The sequence below is a fragment of the Catenuloplanes indicus genome (assembly GCF_030813715.1).
In the GTDB taxonomy this organism is placed as follows: domain Bacteria; phylum Actinomycetota; class Actinomycetes; order Mycobacteriales; family Micromonosporaceae; genus Catenuloplanes; species Catenuloplanes indicus.
Genome location: NZ_JAUSUZ010000001.1, coordinates 6,873,715 through 6,891,399, shown reverse-complemented (window position 1 = coordinate 6,891,399; position 17,685 = coordinate 6,873,715). Strand labels below are relative to the sequence as shown.

Here is a 17,685-nt window from a genome sequence, read left to right as displayed (position 1 = left end):
ACCCAAGGGCATCCGAGGGTACGGCGAGAGGCGGCGATTTTCGTGACGGGCTGGCAGAACACCGGTCTCCCGGTCGAGGCGGTCCTGCCGTCACTGATCCCCGCACTCCGCGAGCACGGCGCGGCCGTGCTGGTCGCCCCGCCGGGCACCGGCAAGACGACGGTGGTCCCGCTGGCGCTGGCCGCCGCCCTGAACGGCGCGGCTGCCGGCTCCGGCACGGATGCGAGCTCCAGCTCCGCTGCCGGATCCGGCACCGATACCGGCTCCGGTCCGGTGACCGGCGCGGCCGGCACCGGCGGCGCGGCCGGCACCGGCGGCGGGTTTCCGGTGCGCGCCGGTCGCGTCGTGGTCGCGGAGCCGCGGCGGGTCGCGGCCCGCGCCGCCGCGCGGCGGATGGCCGCGCTGCTCGGGGAGCCGGTCGGCGAGACCGTCGGATTCACGGTCCGCGGCGAGCGCAAGGTCGGCCCGCGGACCCGCGTCGAGGTGGTCACGACCGGTGTCCTGGTCGCCCGGTTGCAGCGAGATCCGGAACTGCCCGGGATCGCCGCATTGATCCTGGACGAATGCCACGAACGGCACCTGGACTCGGACCTCGCGCTGGCGTTCGCGGCCGACGTCCGGGCGAACCTCCGTCCCGATCTGCTGGTCCTCGCCACCTCCGCGACCGCCGAGGCCCACCGCATCGCGCGCTGCCTCGCCGACCCGGAGGCCGGCGCCACACCGGACACCGATCCCCGGACCGTCGCCGGCGCGGCGAACGGTGTGGGCGGGGGGCCGGTGGTGGCCGGTGGGGTGCCGGTGGTCACCGCGACCGCGGCGGTGTTCCCGGTGGAGGTCGTGTGGGCGCCGCCGGAGCGGCCGATTCCGCCGCCGCACGGGATGCGGGTGGAGCCGCGGTTCCTCGATCATGTGGCGGCCGTGGTGCGGCGAGCGGTGGCGGAGAGTGACGGGGACCTGCTGGTGTTCCTGCCGGGTGACGGGGAGATCGGCGCGGTGGCGGGTCGGCTGTCCGGGCTGCGCGGCGACGTCGACCTGGTCACGCTGCACGGGCGGCAGGACTCGGGTGCGCAGGACGCGGCGCTGCGGCCGGGTGCGCGGCGCCGGGTGGTGCTGGCCAGTGCGGTCGCGGAGAGCAGCCTGACCGTGCCGGGCGTGCGCGTGGTGGTGGATGCGGGGCTCAGTCGCGTACCCCGGATGGATCTTTCTCGGGGGCTGGGGTCGCTCGCCACCGTGCGGGTGTCGCGTGCCGCGGCCACCCAGCGGGCCGGCCGGGCCGGGCGGGAGGCGCCGGGGCGGGTCTACCGGTGCTGGGCGGAGGCGGAGCACGAGCGGTTGCCCGCGTTCCCGGAGCCGGAGGTCGCGGCGGCGGATCTGACCGCGTTCGCGCTGGAGCTGGCGGTCTGGGGCGCACCGGACGGCAGCGGGCTCGCGCTTCCCGACCCGCCTCCGGCGGCCGCGCTGGAGGTCGCCACGACCACGCTGCGGGCGCTCGGCGCGGTCGACGCGAACGGCCGGGTCACGCCGCGCGGCCGGGCGATGTCCCGGGTGGGTGCCCACCCGCGGCTGGCCCGTGCCCTGCTCGACGGCACCCCGGCGGCCGGCGCGGACCGCGCGGCCGAGGTGGTCGCGCTGCTCTCGGACGACACGCTCACCGGTCGCCGCGACGACCTGGCCGCGGCCTGGCGCGCGCTGCGCACCGGCGCCGACCCGGCCGCCTCCGCCCGCTGGCGTGCCGAGTCTCGCCGTCTCCGCGCCGCCGCCTCCCCGGACGACGGCGTCCTGCCGCCTGCCGCCACCGGACCGGCCGATGTGCCGGGTGGCGCGCGGCGAGGCGGCGGGCGGTTGCCTGATGACCTGGCGGCGGGGCTGGTGGCCGGGCTGGCGTATCCGGAGTGGCTGGCGCGGGCACGGGCGGCCGGGAGCGGCGGGTATCTGATGGCCGGTGGGACCGCGGCCGAGCTGGCGGACCGGTCGGCGCTGGCCGGCAGCCCGTGGCTGGCGATCGCGGGTGCCGATCGGGCGGCCGGGCGGGCCAGCGCGCGGGTTCGTCTGGCCGCGGTGATCGATGAGGCGACCGCGCGCGAGGCGGGTGCGCCGCTGCTCAGCGCGGCCGATGAGGTGGTCTGGGACGGTGACGAGCTGCGGGCGCGGTACGTGGAGCGGCTCGGTGCGCTGGTGCTGCGGGAGCGTCCGCTCGCGCAGCCGGACCGGGCGCTGGTCACGGCCGCGCTGCGGGACGCGCTCGCGGAACGCGGTCTGAGCGCGGTGCTGGACTGGCGGCCGGAGGCGACGGCGCTGCGCCGGCGGCTGGCGTTCTGCCGGGCCGCGCTGGGCGAGCCCTGGCCGGACGTGAGCGACGCCGCGCTGCTGGAGCGGCTGGACGAGTGGCTGGGTCCGGAGCTGGCCCGGGCCCGGCGGCTGCGGGATCTGCGGAGCGCGGACCTGGGTACGGCGCTGCGGCGGCTGCTGCCGTGGCGGGAGGCGGCCCGGCTGGACGAGGTGGCGCCGGAGCGGGTGACGGTGCCGAGCGGGTCGCGGGTGCGGCTGGACTACACGGATCCGGGTGCGCCGGTGCTGGCGGTGAAGGTGCAGGAGGCGTTCGGGTGGGCTCGGGCGCCGATGGTCGGGGACGGGCGGGTCGCGGTGGTGCTGCACCTGCTGTCGCCGGCCGGGCGTCCGGTGGCGGTGACCGCGGATCTGCCGTCCTTCTGGGAGAACGGGTATCCGCAGGTGAGAGCCGAGATGCGGGGGCGTTATCCGCGGCATCCGTGGCCGGCGGACCCGACCACCGCGCCGCCGACGAGACGGGCGCAGCCGCGCAGGGGCTGATCCCGGCAAACCACCACTGTCGGCTTCCTGACACCAATTCAGACGAAAAAACCGACATATGGTGTTTTAGTGCTTGAAAGCAGTTGGAGCACACCGGCTGCTACGGTACTGGGAGGACGTATGGCGACCATCATCGCTGCCGACGACGATCCGGACTTACGCGCCATCGTGGCGGCCGTGCTGCGCCGCGCCGGTCACGTCGTGACGGTCGAGGAGGACGGCGCCGCGGCGCTGGCCCGGGTCCGTGCGGATCGGCCGGACGTGCTGATCATCGACAACCAGATGCCGCACATGACCGGCCTGGAGGTGCGCAATACGCTCCGGCTCACCCCGGAGACCGCGGACCTGCCGATCGTGCTGGCCAGCGGCTCGCTCCGGGCGGAGGAGCTGAACGATCCGCCGAGCCCGCACGACTACCTGGTGCCGAAGCCGTTCCAGTCACGCCACCTGCTGGAGACGGTCGAGGCGGCGCTCGCCACCGCGGCGCTGCGCGCGGTCCGCCGCTGACCACCGACCCCAGGCTCAACGTTGAACGGCGCGGACCGTAGGATCGCGCCTCGGCGGCCCGTGCCGGCCGGAACACCGGCTCTCCCGCAAGAGATCCCCGGCCGGGCCGCCGATCCTCACGGAGGTGGGGTGACGGTGCGTGGTGGCACCAGGTGTGGCACGGTCGCGGCGATCAGGCCGAGCACCACGCCCGCGGTGCCGGCGATGCCGGCCGCGCCGCCCGCGTAGGCGGCCAGCAGCCGGGTCCGGCTCAGCTCCTCGATCGACCAGTTGATCACGTCGGACGTCAGCCACAGCAGCAGCCCGGCCAGCACCAGCGCGGCCACGCCGCCACCCAGCAGCGTACCCGCGGCCCACCCGGGGCCGGCACCGCGCGGACCGCCCCGGTCCGAAGCAGGATCAAGGGCGAGCGGCGACGGTACGAGGAGCAGGCTGGTCGCGGACGCCCAGGCACCCGCGACCAGGAACGCCGCCACCGCGTCGCTCGGCCGGTGCCAGCCCGCCGCGAGCGTGGCCACGCCCGCGAAAGCGGCCCACCCGGCCAGCGCCAGCGTCCCTGCCGCGCTGATCGCGCGCGGCAGGACCAGGATGAAGGCGATCGCCACCGAGGCCGCGATCGTGGTGTGGCCGCTGGGCAGCGTGTTGCCCTCCCGCCACGGGTCGATGCCGTACTCCGGTCGCAGCCCCTGGTGTTTGAGCAGCTGGGTGGTGACGTTCGCGCCGGCGATCACCACGATCGCGACGACCGCGAGCCGGAAGCGCCGCCGGTACACCGCGATGAAGAAGACCAGCGCGGTCACCAGCGCGAGCGACACCACGGACATCGTGTTCAGCACCAGCGTCACCGGGCGGTACAGCTCCTCGTAGCCGATCCAGTTCGCGGTCAGCGCGATGGTGTCCACGGCCTGGCCGGTCCGGGTCTGCACGAAGACCCGGTAGACCGCGAGCAGCGCGGCGGCCTGCGCCACGGTCAGCAGCACGAGCCAGATCGCGAGGTATCGCCGCCGCCGGTCCATCCGGCCGACAGTAGTGCTCAAAGCTGTGAACGCCGGAACGAGAAGCGCAGCTCGGACGGGTGGAGCGTGCGTGGCATCGGGCTCAGGTCGCCGGCCCCGGAGAGGCGCACGTCGTACCCGTCGATCAGGCTCTTGATCATCGAGGTCGCGGTCCGGAGCGCCGGATCGGGCGGGAGCGTGGACGCGACCGGCGCGAACCGGGCCGGCCGGTGCAGCCAGACCGTGGGGACGATCAGCGTGGTCCCGGCCGGCAGTTCCGCGCCGTCCCAGCGCGTCTTGCGGCGGGTGTCGCGCAGCACCGCGGGCTCGTCCGGCCACAGCCGCCGCGCCTCCCGCACGCAGGCCTGCAGGTACGTGACGTCCGTGCGCGCCGCGGCCAGCGCGTCCGGGTGCGCGGCCAGCAGGCCGAGCGTCCGGTACGCCACCGCGCCCGCGTCCTCCAGCTCGGCGAGCAGGTGCGGAGCCCGCTCGGCGAGATCGTCCCGGCCGGCGCGGCGCAGGTGCGCACGGATCCGGGCCAGGAAACGCCAGCGCACCGGGTCGCGGCGGCGGCGCAGGTAACCCCAGTTCGCGTCCGTGCGAAGCCGGTCGAGCAGGCCGGTGACCAGGTCGTCGTCGCGAGCACCGGCACCGAGCACGATCCGGCGGACCGCGCGGCGCAGCGCGGGCCGCACCTCGTCCCAGCCGATCGTGCCGTCCGCTGCCAGCGGCCGGATCTCCTCGCGGACGATCCGGTCGACGTCGCCCGGCGGTTCCGCCGGTGGCATCGTCTCCGGCAGCGGACCGAACGTGTAGTGCGCCAGCGCGCTGCGCCGCTCCCGTCCCACCGGCGGGAATTCCCCGGAGAGCACACGCCGGGCGTGGCCCTCGTCCAGGATCAGCGCGACCGAGCGGCCCGGCACGGTGAGGCGCAGCGGGCCGAGCCCGTATCGGTCACGCAGGCGGTTGATCTCGGAATCCGCGAACCGGTCCAGCGCGAACCGGCCGGCCCACGGGCGCGGCGTGACCACGCCCCGGGCGACGCCGGGGGCGAGCACCCGGGTCAGCACGCGGACCGTGTCGCACGCGGTGGCCCGGGGCGGCCGGCGCCGTGCCGCCCTGCCGCTCTCGGTGCGGGGCGCACCGACCGCGGTTCCGGAAACGCTCATGGCAACGGAACTACCCGGCCGTCCGGCCGGAAAACCCGCGCCGCGGGTCAGGAGCCGTCGGCGAGCAGCTTCTCCCGGACCTGGCGGCGCAGCACCTTGCCGATCATGCTGCGCGGCAGCTCCGTGGCGATCACGATGCGGCGCGGTGCCTTGTAACCGGCCAGCCGCTCACGGGCCCAGGCCCGCAGCGTCTCCGGGTCCGGGTGCGTGCCCTCGGCCGGCACCACCACGGCCACGACCTGCTCGCCGCCGTCCTTGCCGGGCACGCCCACCACGGCCGCGTCCGCCACGTCCGCGTGCTGGCGCAGCACCTCCTCCACCTCGGAGGGATAGACGTTGAAGCCGCCGGTGATGATCAGTTCCTTGATCCGGTCGACGATCGTCAGGTAGCCGTCCTCGCTCATCACGGCCACGTCGCCGGTGCGGATCCAGCCGCCGGGCAGCAGCACCCGCGCGGTCTCCTCCGGCAGGTTCCAGTACCCGGAGAACACCTGCGGGCCCTGGATGAGCAGCTCGCCGGGCTCGCCCGGCGGCACGTCCACGGACGGGTCCTCGCGGTCGGCGAGGCGGACCCGGGTGGACGGGAACGGCACGCCGATCGAGCCGGGCCGGCGCCCCTTCGACATCGGGTTGCCGACCGTGATCGGCGACGTCTCGGTCATGCCGTAGCCCTCGATCAGCAGGCCACCGGTGATCTTCTCCCAGCGGTCGACCGTGTCCGGCGGCAGCGTCATGGCGCCGGAGATCGCGTACCGCACCGAGGAGAGGTCGACGCCGCGCTTGCGCGCCTCCGCGCCGAGCCGGTCGTACATCGGCGGCACACCCGGGAAGAACGTGGGCGGACGTCGCTTGGCCGCGTCCAGCACCATGCCCGGGTCGAACCGGGGCAGCAGCACGGTGGTCGCACCGATCGTGATCGACGTGGTCAGGCAGAGCGTCAGGCCGTACACGTGGAACATCGGCAGCACCGCGTAGAACACCTCGTCGCCGTACCGCAGGCCCTGCACCCAGGCGAGGTTCTGCTGCGCGTTCGCGGCCAGGTTGCGGTGGCTGAGGATCGCGCCCTTGGGCGTGCCGGTGGTGCCGCCGGTGTACTGCAGCACCGCGGTGTCGTCGACGCCGGGGCCGGGCACCGCGTCCGCGATCGGCGCCGCCTGCGCGACCAGCTTCTCCCAGCTGCGCGCGGACGCCGGGGCCGGGCCGGTCATGTCAGCGCGGGTCTTCCGCGCGCGGGCGATCGGCAGCCGCAGCGCGAGGCGCTTGACCAGCGGGAGCGCGGCCGGCAGGTCCACCGCGACGATCGTCTCGACGCCGGTGCGATCCCGGGTCGCGTCGACCAGCGACGCCACCTTCTGCCAGACGATCGCGACGCGGGCACCGTGGTCGGCGAGCTGGTGCGCCAGCTCGTCCCTGGTGTAGAGCGGGTTGTGCTCGACCACGATCGCACCGAGCCGGAGCACCGCGTAGAACGCGACCACGTGCTGCGGGCAGTTCGGCAGCACCAGCGCGACCCGGTCACCGGCCCGCACGCCCAGCTCGTACAGCGCGCCGGCGGCGCGGGCCACCTGGTCGCCGAGCTGCCGGTACGTGGTGGCGGCGCCGAGGAAGTCGAGCGCGACGCGGTCCGGGAAGCGCGCCACGGCGGCGTCCAGGTTCGCGGTCAGCGGCGTCTCCGGGACCGTGATGTCCGCCGGGACTCCCTCGGGGTAGGCCGCCAGCCAGGGCCGATCGTCTGCCACGCGCACTCCTACGGATCCGTAACCTACGTTTCCGTAGGTTAGCAGCCGGATGATCGGAAACCGAGCGTCGCTCATGGGTGCATCGATGTCCACAAGTCCGATTGATCACCCCGCGAACGGGTAATTTTTTCGGGTTCACCCGAGGACGGGGCTGGCGGACGGGCCCTGCTCACCTACCATGAGGCCTGCTCGCTCGCATCGTCGCACGGCGAGTCTCCAAGCGCAGCAACGCCTTTGCGAGGTTCTCATGACCACCGAGCCGATCGAGTCAACCGGGTCGGCACCCTTCACCGACCTCTCCCCGGTGATCCATGCGACGACGCGCTGGCTGCTCTCGGCGTACCCGCCGCGGCCCGGTTTCCTGTCCTTCCGGCTCGCCGAGGAGCAGGTCCGGGCGGCGGTCGCGATCGCGGCCCGGCTGCGCTACCCGACCGACCTGGAGGCCGGCCTGCTGCTGATCACCGGCACCGGCGGCGCCGGGCGGCTGGACTGGCTGACCGGCTCCGACGTGCACCCGACGCCCGGCGAGCCGTGGCGCGCACAGGTCGACGAGGTGCTGGCCAGCTGGGCCGCCGCACTGCTCACCGACGCCGATCTGGCCGTCGCCGCGACCGCGATCGCCCCGGTGCCGGAGGACGTGGACCGGCTGACCGCGCCGGACGCCCGCGACCTGGCCGCGGCCGCGGAACTGCGCCACCCGGAGGCGATGCACCTGATCAGCGCGCTGCACCTGCCGGAACTGACCCGCACGCTCGCGGCCGCCGGCTTCACCGGCTGGTAGGCGATGGATCTCCGCGCCCGGGTGGCGGCGGCGCGCGTGGGCCGACTGGCCACGGTCGGCGCGGACGGCCGGCCACACCTGGTGCCGATCTGCTTCGCGCTGGCCGGCGAGCGGATCGTCAGCGCGGTCGACCACAAACCCAAGCGGACGGTACGGCTGCGCCGCCTGGCCAACGCGCGGGAGACCGGCGTCGCGTCCCTGCTGATCGACGAGTACGACGACGACTGGACGCGGCTGTGGTGGGTCCGGGTGGACGGCACGCTCACCGTGCTGGACACGGCGCCGGCGGACGCACTGGACGCGCTCACCGCCAAGTACCCGCAGTACGCCGCGACGCCACCGACCGGGCCGACGCTCGTGCTCACCATCACGTCCTGGTCCGGCTGGTCCTATCGGGATGATTGACGGCCGCGCCTAGGCTGTCGCTCGTGCGCGCCGACGAACTCGTCCTTCGCACCTCCGTCTCGTGGCCGCTCATCCCGGACGTCACGGACGCCCGTCCGATGTGCACCTCGACCGGTGTTCGTACGATCGCGGCCGTGCCCCGCGAAGAGTTCCGCGTGCAGACGACTCTCCCCTTCTACGCCGCCGGTCACCTAGCCTTCGTCTCGTTCTTCCTCGCCGGCATCGCGATGACCGGGCCGCTCCTCGTCAATCTGGCCGGCACGGCCATGTCCCTCTTCTTCGCCGCGTCCTCGGTGGTCCAGAGCCGCCGCCCCGTACTGATCTCCGACGCCGGCATCCGGTCGCGCACCCTGACCTGGCACCGATACGACACGGTCGTCCCGTGGTGGCAGGTGGAGAGCGCCCGGCTCGGCAAGCTCGGCCTGGTTCCCGCGATCCTGTTCACACTGCGCGACCCGGGCGCGGTCGCCGCGCCGGGCACGATGCTGCACCGGCAGTTCCTCCGGGTGCACGCCAGGACGGGCGCGCACGTGGCGATCGTGACCGCGGGCTGGCTGAACCGGACCTCGCGCGCGGAGATCGAGGGCGCGATCTCGCTGTACAGCGGCGGCCGGGTCCTGGTCGAGCACACGCCCTTTGATCAACTTCGATGACGGGCGCGGTGGGCCGTGGGATCGTACGTCGATGAGGATCACGTCGCACCCGGCGGGCACCGTCTATCTGTCCCGCAACCCCGCCCGTACCGATGACGTCGTCGCGGAGGTGGCGCTCGGCGACGCGGACACGTTCGTCGCCGCCTGCGCCGCCGCCCACGAGCGCCAGCCCGCCTGGGCCGACGTGCCCGCGCCGGTCCGTGGCCGGGTGATGGGCGCGGCCGGGCGGCTGGTCGAGGCGAACGCGGAGACGCTGGCCCGCCTGGTCACCCGGGAGATCGGCAAACCGTACGCGGAAGCGCTCGGTGAGGTCCGGGAGATCGTCGACACCTGCGAGTTCTTCCTCGGCGAGGGCCGGCGCCTGTACGGCGAGACGGTGCCGAGCGAGATGCCGGACAAGCAGCTGTTCACGTTCCGCAACCCGGTCGGCACGGTCGCGGTGATCACCGCGGGCAACTTCCCGGTCGCGGTGCCGTCCTGGTACCTGGTTCCCGCGCTGCTCACCGGCAACACCGTGGTGTGGAAGCCGGCCGAGTACGCCGCCGCGTCCGCGCACGCGCTCCACCGGCTGTTCGTCGCGGCCGGGCTGCCGGACGGCGTGCTCCAGCTGGTCTTCGCGGACGGCGACGACACGTTCACCGGGCTGTCCCGCGCGCTCGACGCCGGGCTGGTCGACAAGGTCGGCTTCACCGGCTCCACCGAGGTCGGGCGGCGGATCGGCGAGCTGTGCGGCCGGCATCTGCAGTCACCGTGCCTGGAACTCGGCGGCAAGAATCCCATGGTGGTCACGCCGAGCGCGGACCTGGACCTGGCCGTCGAGGGCGCGCTCTTCGCCGGCTTCGGCACCGCCGGGCAGCGCTGCACGTCGCTCGGCACGGTCATCGCGCACCGGAGCGTGCACGACGAGTTCCTGCGCCGGTTCACCGCCGCGGTCGAGGCCGCCCCGATCGGCGACCCGGCCGGCGACGTGCTGCTCGGCCCGCTGCTCGACGCGCGTTTCGCCGCCCGCTTCGACGAGTATCTCGGCTGGATCGCGCCGCACCACACGGTCTCCGGCTCGTCCGCGACCGGCCGGATAACCGCGGACGCACCCCGCAAGGGTTTCACCGGCTCCGCCGAGGCCGGCCTGTACTACCACCCCACGATCGTCGCCGGCCTCACCGAAACCGACCCGATCTTCCTGCACGAGACGTTCGGCCCGCTGGTCGGCATCCTCCCCTACGACACGCTCGACGACGCGATCCGCCTGGCCAACCTGCCCGGATACGGCCTGAGCAGCGCCATCTACACCACCGACCCGGCCGATGTCTTCACGTTCCGCCGCCGCGTCTCGGCCGGCATGGTCAGCGTCAACAACTCCACCTCCGGCGCCGAGGCGCACCTCCCGTTCGGCGGCAACGGCAAGTCCGGCAACGGCAGCCGCCAGTCCGGCCGCTGGGTCCTCGACCAGTTCACCCGCTGGCAGTCGATGAACTGGGACCACTCCGGCCACCTCCAGAAAGCCCAGATGGACGTCACCGATCTGACCGCCGACCTCTCGTTCCGCCTCTGAAAAGCACGACGGAGGGCAACACCGCCTTCGGCGACAGCAAGCGCGGCCCTCCCGCAGGCGGGAAACGCGGGCCCGCACCACGCCCACCTTCAAGATCAAGGTGCATCGCACCGGTGCCCGCGCAACAGCGGCCGCCGGAAGCTGGGCAGACAAAAAGAACGGCGCCGGTCGCGAACGACCGGCGCCGGGAACGGGTTGCTCAGGCGGCCAAACCGCCGCGGCGGCCTCGGCGGGCGCGGATGTAGTCGGAGACGACGTAGGAGCCGAGTTCGTCGGCGTCGGGGGCGAAGACGCGGCCGCCGTTGCGGCGGGCCAGGCCCTCGACGAAGCGGCGGAGGCCCTCGTCGTCGCCGAGCATGAACGTGTTCAACGTTGCGCCGTAGCGGGTGAGGTGGTCGACCTCGGTGAGCGTGGCGCGCAGTGTCTCCATGGTGGTCGGCCAGTCGAACCAGGCCTCGCCGTCGGCGTCCAGGTGGGCGGTCGGCTCGCCGTCCGTGATGACCAGCACCACGGGCTCGGCCTGGGGGTGTTTGCGCAGGTGACGGCCGGCCAGCATCAGGGCGTGCTGCAGGTTCGTGCCCTGGAGCCGGGTGGGTTCGATCTCCGCGAGTTCCTGCTGGGTGAGGCGCACGGCGTATCGGTTGAAGCCGATGATCTCCAGTGCGTCCTGCGGGAACTTCGTGGCGACCAGGTGGGACAGCGCGAGCGCGGTCTGCTTCATCGGGCCCCACCGGCCGTCGGCGAACATCGAGTAGGACAGGTCGACCAGCACGGCGACGGCGGCGGACGCGCGGCGTTCGGTCTCGGCGACCTCGAAGTCGTCCGGCTGGAGCCGGAGCGGGATCGGGGCCTGACCGGACGACGCGGTACGCCGGATCGCGTTGCCCAGCGTGCGCACCACGTCCAGCGGTTGCTCGTCGCCGAATTCCCACGGGCGGGACGCGCCGGTCAGCTCGCCCGCGGCCCCGGCGGAGCGCAGGTCGTGCTGGCCGCGGCGGCCGTCGCCGAGGTGCGCGAAGACCTGCCGGAGCGCGGTGCCGCCGAGCCGGCGCAGCGCCTTCGGGCTGAGCGTGAGCCCGTCCTGGCCGCGTTGCACCCAGCCCTGCCGGCGCAGTTCACGTTCTAGATCGCGGAGCCGGCGTACGTCGTCCGCCGCGGACCGGCCGAGCTGTCGCTCGACGGCCTCGACGTCCACGTCGTCCAGCGTCGCGCCGGGATGGTCCTGGCCGAGCTGGTCGATCAGGTCGTCCAGGTCGCCGATCTCCTCCAGCGCACCGGCCGCGTCGCCGTAGCCGAGTTCGCCGCGTCCCTGCACCCGCTCGCGCCCGCCCCAGTTGAGGTTCGGCCGCAGCGTGCGCAGGTTGTCGCCGAGCGCGGCCATCTGCTCGGCCAGCCCGGAGTTCCCGAACGCCTGCGCCATCAGGCTCTCCAGCTCCTCGCGCTGCGACGGGGAGAGCGAGCGCATCAGCCGCTCCCCCGCCGCGGCCCGGCGGGCCAGCGCGTCGATCAGCTCGTCGACGGTCTCCGGGTTCTCCGGGAACATGTCGCCGTGCCGGCGCATGAACTCGGCGAACGCGTCCGTGGTGTCCTCGCCGCGGGCGTGCCGTTCGAGCAGCGCATTGAGGTCGGTCATCATCTCGGCCATCCGCGCGGCGGCCTGCGGGTCGTTCTGCAGCGCCTGCTTCAGGCCGGCGAAGCGCTGCTCCAGCACCTCGTTCCGCAGACCGTCGAGGATCTGCTGATAGAGCTGCCGGGCCTCGTCGCTGGTCCACTCGTAGCCGGACAGCTCCTCGACCGCGCGGGCGGTGGACCGCGGCAGGTTGTCCAGCTGCGCGTGCTTGAAGATCGCCTCGGGGTCGTCGCTGCGGTTGAGCGCGTCCTTCTCCGCGGCGAGCGCCTGGTCGAGCAGCGCGCGCGAGCGGGTGACCGCGCCGTCCAGGTTGCCCCGGCGCATCGCCTCGCGGCGCATGCGCTTGGCCCGCGCGGTCAGGTCGTCCAGGCCGCGCTCGCCCCGGGGGCCGCGGCGCAGCAGGTCGCGCAGCGCGTCCCGGAGGTTGCGGCCCTCCAGGATCTCGCCGCCGACCTGGTCCACCGCGGCCCGTACGTCGAACGGCGGGGCGAGCGGGTCCGGCCCGTCCCGCCACGCGCCGTACCGGAACCGGTTTCCGGCCATCGTGTCAGCTCCCGTAGATCGTGCGGCCGTCGTCGGTGACGTCCTTGGCCAGCCGGCGGGTCAGGTGCAGCCCCTCCAGGACCAGCTCGACACCGGCCGCGGCCTCGCCGCGGGTGGGCGCGTCGCCGAGGCCGAGCCGGTCGAGCACCTTGGCCAGGCCGGGCACGGTGCCGACCTGGTTGAGCAGCTCGTCCGCGCTGACCATGTCGCCGCTCTCGATGATCGTGCCGTCCGCGGCCAGGTCGGTGAAGCCGGACAGGTCGAGGCCGGACAGCTTGGCCCGGAACGTGTCCGCGACCGCGGTGCGCAGCAGGTGCGCCAGGATCTCGATCTCCCGGCCCTCCTCGCCGCTCTCGAACTCGACCTTGCCGCGCAGCGTGGAGACGATCGACGTGGTGTCCGCCACGCGCGCGACCGGCTGGGCCTCGCCGCGCAGCCCGGCCCGGCGCAGCGCACCGGCCGCGACGGTCTCCGCGGCGGCGATCGCGAACCGGGCGCTGACGCCGGAGCGCTGGTCGACGCTCGGCGACTCGCGCACCGCGCGGGCGAACCGGGCGACGATCTCCAGCACGTGGTCCGGCACCTCGGCGGCCAGATCGGCCTCCTGCTTGACCAGGTCGAGTTCCATCTCAAGCTCGACCGGGTAGTGGGTACGGATCTCCGCACCGAACCGGTCCTTCAGCGGCGTGATGATCCGGCCGCGGTTCGTGTAGTCCTCCGGGTTCGCGGACGCGACCAGCAGGATGTCCAGCGGCATGCGCAGCTGGTAGCCGCGGACCTGGATGTCCCGCTCCTCCAGCACGTTGAGCAGGCTGACCTGGATGCGCTCGGCCAGGTCGGGCAGCTCGTTGACCGCGAAGACGCCGCGGTTGGTGCGCGGGACCAGGCCGAAGTGGATCGTCTCCGGGTCGCCGAGCGTACGGCCCTGGGCGATCTTGATGGGGTCGACGTCGCCGATCAGGTCACCGACGCTGGTGTCCGGCGTGGCGAGCTTCTCGCCGTACCGCATGCTCCGGTGCAGCCAGGCGATCGGGGTGTCGTCGCCGGTCTCCCTGACCTGGGCCTGGGCGGACGGTGTGAGCGGCCGCAGCGGGTGCTCGTTGAGCTCGGAGCCGGGCAGCACCGGCGTCCACTCGTCGAGCAGGTTGACCAGCGAGCGGATCAGGCGCGTCTTGCCCTGGCCGCGCTCGCCGAGCAGGACCATGTCGTGCCCGGCGAGCAGCGCGCGCTCGACCTCGGGCAGCACCGTGTCGTCGTAGCCGACGACGCCGGGGAAGCGCTTCTCCCCGCTGCGGAGCTGGGCGAGCAGGTTCTCGCGCAGCTCCTCCTTGACGGTCCGGAAGATGTGGCCGGCGGCCTTGAGCTCCCCGATCGTGCGGGGCAGGCCGGCGGGCGGGTTCGGCACAAGCGCCTCTGGCGTTTCTGTCACCCACCGAACCTAGCCCGCGAAACGGAGGCTCCGCCGCTTTTGTTTGTCCGCTGGCGGCTGAAAAATCGGCTGCTTCCATTCCGTACGTACGGCAGGCTGATCTTCGTTCTTGTTTGTTCCGAGGGGAGGAACGTCACCGTGGAGAAGATCAACGAGCGGCTCGTCAACTGGGCGAGCATCCTTGAGTCGAAGACTCGCGAGCAGGCCGAACGGACCTCCACGCTGCCGTTCATATTCCCGCACCTGGCGCTGATGCCGGACGCGCACCTGGGCAAGGGCGCGACCGTCGGCTCGGTCATCCCGACGCTCGGCGCGATCATCCCGGCCGCCGTGGGCGTGGACATCGGCTGCGGCATGGCCGCGGTGAAGACGCAGTTCCACCGGTCGTCGCTGACCGGGGACCTGTCGAAGCTGCGGGTCGCGATCGAGCGGGCGATCCCGCTGTCGGCCGGCGGGGCGAACACGTCGCTGACCGCGTCCGCCGCCGCGCGCGTGGCCCACCTGACCGAGATGTCGGATAAAGCAGGATTTGATCCGGCGGACTTCGCGGCCAAGTGGGACCTGCAGCTCGGCTCGCTCGGCTCCGGCAACCATTTCATCGAGTGCAGCACGGACGAGAACGGCATGGTCTGGCTGTTCCTGCACTCCGGTTCGCGTGGCGTCGGCAACCGGATCGCCGGCCACCACATCCAGGTCGCCCGGGACCTGATGAAGCGGTACTGGATCGACCTCCCCGACCTCGACATGGCGTACCTGGTCGAGGGCACGGCCGAGTTCGACGCGTACATCGCGGCGCTGAACTGGGCGCAGGAGTACGCGCTGCTCAACCGCGAGGAGATGATGGACCGCGTGGTCGCCTGCTTCGCCGAGTGGCAGGGCGAGGCCGTGATCGAGTCCGAGCGGGTCAGCTGCCACCACAACTACACCACCCGTGAGACGCACTTCGGCCGGGAGGTCTGGCTGTCCCGCAAGGGCGCGATCAACGCGGCGCGCGGTGTACCCGGGCTGATCCCCGGCTCGATGGGCGACGCGTCGTACGTGGTGGTCGGCAAGGGCAACCCGGTCGCGCTGAACTCGGCGCCGCACGGCGCGGGCCGCAACTACTCGCGCTCGGCCGCGCGCCGCACGTTCACCCGCGACCAGCTGCGCGAGGCGATGAAGGGCATCGAGTACCGCGACACGGACGCGTTCATCGACGAGATCCCGGCCGCGTACAAGCCGATCGACCAGGTGATGACGGACGCGGCCGACCTGGTCGAGATCCGCCACACGCTGCGCCAGTTCATCAACGTCAAGGGCGACTGACACCGGGGTACGCCCAGCGCGCGGCCACGCCGGCCACGACCACGCCTCCAGGGACGGCGGCGCGGGCGGCCGGCAGCGCGTGCAGTTCGCAGCGCGTGCAGTGACAGCGCGTGCAGTGGCACCGCGTGCAGTGGCAACCGTGCAACGGCAGCTCGTGCAGCCAGCAGCGCGCGCAGTGGCAGCGCGTGCAGTGGCAGCGCGTGCAGTGGCAACCGTGCAACGGCAGCTCGTGCAGCCAGCAGCGCGCGCAGTGGCAGCGCGTGCAGTGGCAACCGTGCAACGGCAGCTCGTGCAGCCAGCAGCGCGCGCAGTGGCACCGCGTGCAGTGGCACCGCGGTGTAGCGGCACCGCGTGCAGTGGCGAATTGCCGATCACCAGCACGCATACCGCGGTGATCGCGGGCGGCGGCGTACTGCTCGCGCTGGGGCGAGGCCGGCGTTCCGATGATCCGGCGCCGCACCCGCTTCATCCCCGGACCGCTATGGGCCGCCGCCGCTCGCGCTCCCCGGCGCGTGGCAGGCGGCGGCTCCGGCGGTAACCGCCGCCTGCCACGGTGCGCGGGCCCGGCCATACGAGTCGTGCCCGGCACGCCGGCATTCAACACGGCCGGCTCCGGCCCGAGACCGACGTGGCGCAGTGGGCTGTCGGTGCCGCTCGCACCGTCCGGCCGGCCTGGCCGGTGGGTGTCTCACGGTGCGTGGTTGGTGGTGGCCGGGGCGGGGGACAATGGGGGTATGGCTCCGCTACCTCGACCCGCTGACCTGTTCGGCTACGGTCGCGCCGCGCTGGAGGGGGCCGCGCTCGGCGCCGCCTCGCTCAGCGGGGTCGCCCATCGCGCGATCGGCCGGGCCGCCCGTGACAACCCGGCGGGGCGGCTCGCGTCCGAGACTGCCCGCGGCGTGGTGGATGCGAGCCTACTGGCCGCGCAGGGCGCGATCGGGGTGGCGCAGGGGGCGCTGAACGTCGCACAGGGCATGGTCGCCGGTGCGCCGGGCGTGGCGGGTGCGGCCCGCGACGTGGCGTCCGAGGTGGCCCGGGGCGCGGCCTCCACCGCGGTCGCACTGGCCACGGCTCCGAGCCGGCTGCTGACGGTGCTCGGCGACGTGGAGACGCTGACCGGCCGGGTCGGCGCCGCGGTCGACACGGCCGAGGCCCTGATCTCGCGCGTCGAGACCACGGTCGGCATCGCGGAGGAGCTGGTCGCCCGGGTCGAGACCACGGTCGGTACGGCGGAGCTGCTGGTCGGCCGCGCCGGGCAGACCATCACCACCGCCGACGGCCTGGTCGTCACGGCCGGCACCACCATCGACGAGGCCGGCACACTCGTCACCCGCGCCGGCGGAACCATCGACCAGGCCGGGAGCCTCGTCACCCGCGCCGGCGGAACCATCGACCAGGCCGGCACACTCGTCAGCCGGGCCGGCGGGACGATCGACGAAGCCGGTGTGCTGGTGGCGCACGCGGATCAGGCGATCGGCGGGGCCGCTGGGCTGATCACGCGTGCGGAGCACGCGGTGACCGCGATCGAGGCGCTGCTGGGTGAGGCAAGCGGTCTGATCGGCCGCACCGGCGAGACCGTGGGCACGGCCGGCACGCTGGTCGGCGAGGCGCAGGCCGCGATCAACGAGGTCGTACTGATCAGCACGGCCGCGACGAAGGCGATCGAGGAAGCCGCGCTGATCATCGAGACCGCGACGAGGGTCGCCGGGTCCGCGGAGGGTGTGGTGACCGGCGCGGAGACAGTGGCCAGCCGGGCGTCCGCGCTGGTCGCACGCGTGGAGAACACCGCGGTCACGGCCGATGACCTGCTCGCGTCGTATGCGCCGGCGCTCTACCGCGCGGCGCCGATGGCGCACCGGTTCGTGGAGCAGCTGTCCCCGGAGGAGGTCGATGCCGCGATCCGGCTGGTGGACGAGCTGCCGAAGCTCACCGGGCACGTCACCGAGAGCATCCTGCCGATCCTGCGCACCCTGGACCGCGTCGGCCCGGACATCCACGAGCTGCTGGAGGTCACCCGGGAGCTGCGGCTCGCGCTGGCCGGCATCCCCGGCCTGAAGATGCTGGCCCGCCGCGGCGACCGCCTCACCGAGAACGCCGACTGAGTCGCCGGTCCGGAAGAACGGAGCCGATGGTCAGCCGGCACTGAGT

Annotated in this window: 13 protein-coding genes; 8 read left to right on the top strand and 5 right to left on the bottom strand. The window is 73.5% G+C overall.

Annotated elements, in window-relative coordinates:
* Positions 1-42 precede the first annotated feature (42 nt).
* Positions 43-2,829 (top strand): ATP-dependent helicase HrpB, encoded by a 2,787-nt coding sequence (gene hrpB / locus J2S42_RS31290; protein WP_307244910.1) that lies wholly within the window; start codon positions 43-45, stop codon positions 2,827-2,829.
* Positions 2,830-2,949: 120 nt separating this feature from the next.
* Positions 2,950-3,336, top strand: coding sequence for a response regulator (locus tag J2S42_RS31285; protein ID WP_307244908.1), 387 nt, complete (start codon positions 2,950-2,952; stop codon positions 3,334-3,336).
* Between the two features lie 116 nt (positions 3,337-3,452).
* On the opposite strand, the gene J2S42_RS31280 is transcribed toward J2S42_RS31285, so the two are convergent.
* Genes J2S42_RS31280 through J2S42_RS31270 form a run of 3 tightly spaced genes read right to left on the bottom strand, consistent with a single transcriptional unit; the run spans position 3,453 to position 7,245 of the window.
* A complete protein-coding gene (locus tag J2S42_RS31280) occupies positions 3,453-4,352 on the bottom strand; it encodes a phosphatase PAP2 family protein (protein ID WP_307244907.1) in 900 nt (299 codons plus the stop codon).
* Between the two features lie 17 nt (positions 4,353-4,369).
* On the bottom strand, positions 4,370-5,500 hold the full coding sequence (locus tag J2S42_RS31275; RefSeq protein ID WP_307244906.1) for a cytochrome P450 family protein: 1,131 nt from the start codon (positions 5,498-5,500) through the stop codon (positions 4,370-4,372).
* 47 nt (positions 5,501-5,547) lie between these two features.
* Positions 5,548-7,245: a long-chain-fatty-acid--CoA ligase gene (locus J2S42_RS31270; RefSeq protein WP_307244904.1), complete on the bottom strand. Its 1,698-nt coding sequence runs from the start codon at positions 7,243-7,245 to the stop codon at positions 5,548-5,550.
* A 241-nt stretch (positions 7,246-7,486) separates the two neighbouring features.
* Between J2S42_RS31270 and J2S42_RS31265 the strand changes: the two genes are divergently transcribed.
* The 4 genes from J2S42_RS31265 to J2S42_RS31250 all read left to right on the top strand — a co-directional run bounded on the left by J2S42_RS31265 (position 7,487) and on the right by J2S42_RS31250 (position 10,630).
* Complete coding sequence (locus J2S42_RS31265) at positions 7,487-8,020, top strand: hypothetical protein (RefSeq protein ID WP_307244902.1); 534 nt, start codon at positions 7,487-7,489, stop codon at positions 8,018-8,020.
* Between the two features lie 3 nt (positions 8,021-8,023).
* Positions 8,024-8,425, top strand: coding sequence for a TIGR03668 family PPOX class F420-dependent oxidoreductase (locus J2S42_RS31260; RefSeq protein ID WP_307244900.1), 402 nt, complete (start codon positions 8,024-8,026; stop codon positions 8,423-8,425).
* Between the two features lie 134 nt (positions 8,426-8,559).
* A complete protein-coding gene (locus tag J2S42_RS31255) occupies positions 8,560-9,078 on the top strand; it encodes a hypothetical protein (protein WP_307244898.1) in 519 nt (172 codons plus the stop codon).
* A 31-nt stretch (positions 9,079-9,109) separates the two neighbouring features.
* Positions 9,110-10,630 carry an aldehyde dehydrogenase family protein gene (locus tag J2S42_RS31250; RefSeq protein ID WP_307244896.1) on the top strand — a complete coding sequence of 507 codons (1,521 nt, stop codon included), beginning with the start codon at positions 9,110-9,112 and terminating at the stop codon, positions 10,628-10,630.
* 199 nt (positions 10,631-10,829) lie between these two features.
* Here the strand turns inward: J2S42_RS31250 and J2S42_RS31245 are convergent, their stop codons facing one another.
* Both J2S42_RS31245 and J2S42_RS31240 read right to left on the bottom strand, forming a co-directional pair.
* Positions 10,830-12,803 carry a vWA domain-containing protein gene (locus J2S42_RS31245; RefSeq protein ID WP_307244894.1) on the bottom strand — a complete coding sequence of 658 codons (1,974 nt, stop codon included), beginning with the start codon at positions 12,801-12,803 and terminating at the stop codon, positions 10,830-10,832.
* Positions 12,804-12,807: 4 nt separating this feature from the next.
* Positions 12,808-14,232, bottom strand: a complete 1,425-nt coding sequence (locus tag J2S42_RS31240; protein ID WP_307244892.1) for a sigma 54-interacting transcriptional regulator — start codon at positions 14,230-14,232, stop codon at positions 12,808-12,810.
* A gap of 138 nt (positions 14,233-14,370) precedes the next feature.
* On the opposite strand from J2S42_RS31240, the gene J2S42_RS31235 reads away from it, so the two are divergent.
* Together J2S42_RS31235 and J2S42_RS31230 are read left to right on the top strand one after the other, a co-directional pair.
* A complete protein-coding gene (locus J2S42_RS31235; protein WP_307244890.1) occupies positions 14,371-15,537 on the top strand; it encodes an RtcB family protein in 1,167 nt (388 codons plus the stop codon).
* 734 nt (positions 15,538-16,271) lie between these two features.
* Positions 16,272-17,639 (top strand): methyl-accepting chemotaxis protein, encoded by a 1,368-nt coding sequence (locus J2S42_RS31230; RefSeq protein ID WP_307244889.1) that lies wholly within the window; start codon positions 16,272-16,274, stop codon positions 17,637-17,639.
* Positions 17,640-17,685: the final 46 nt, after the last annotated feature.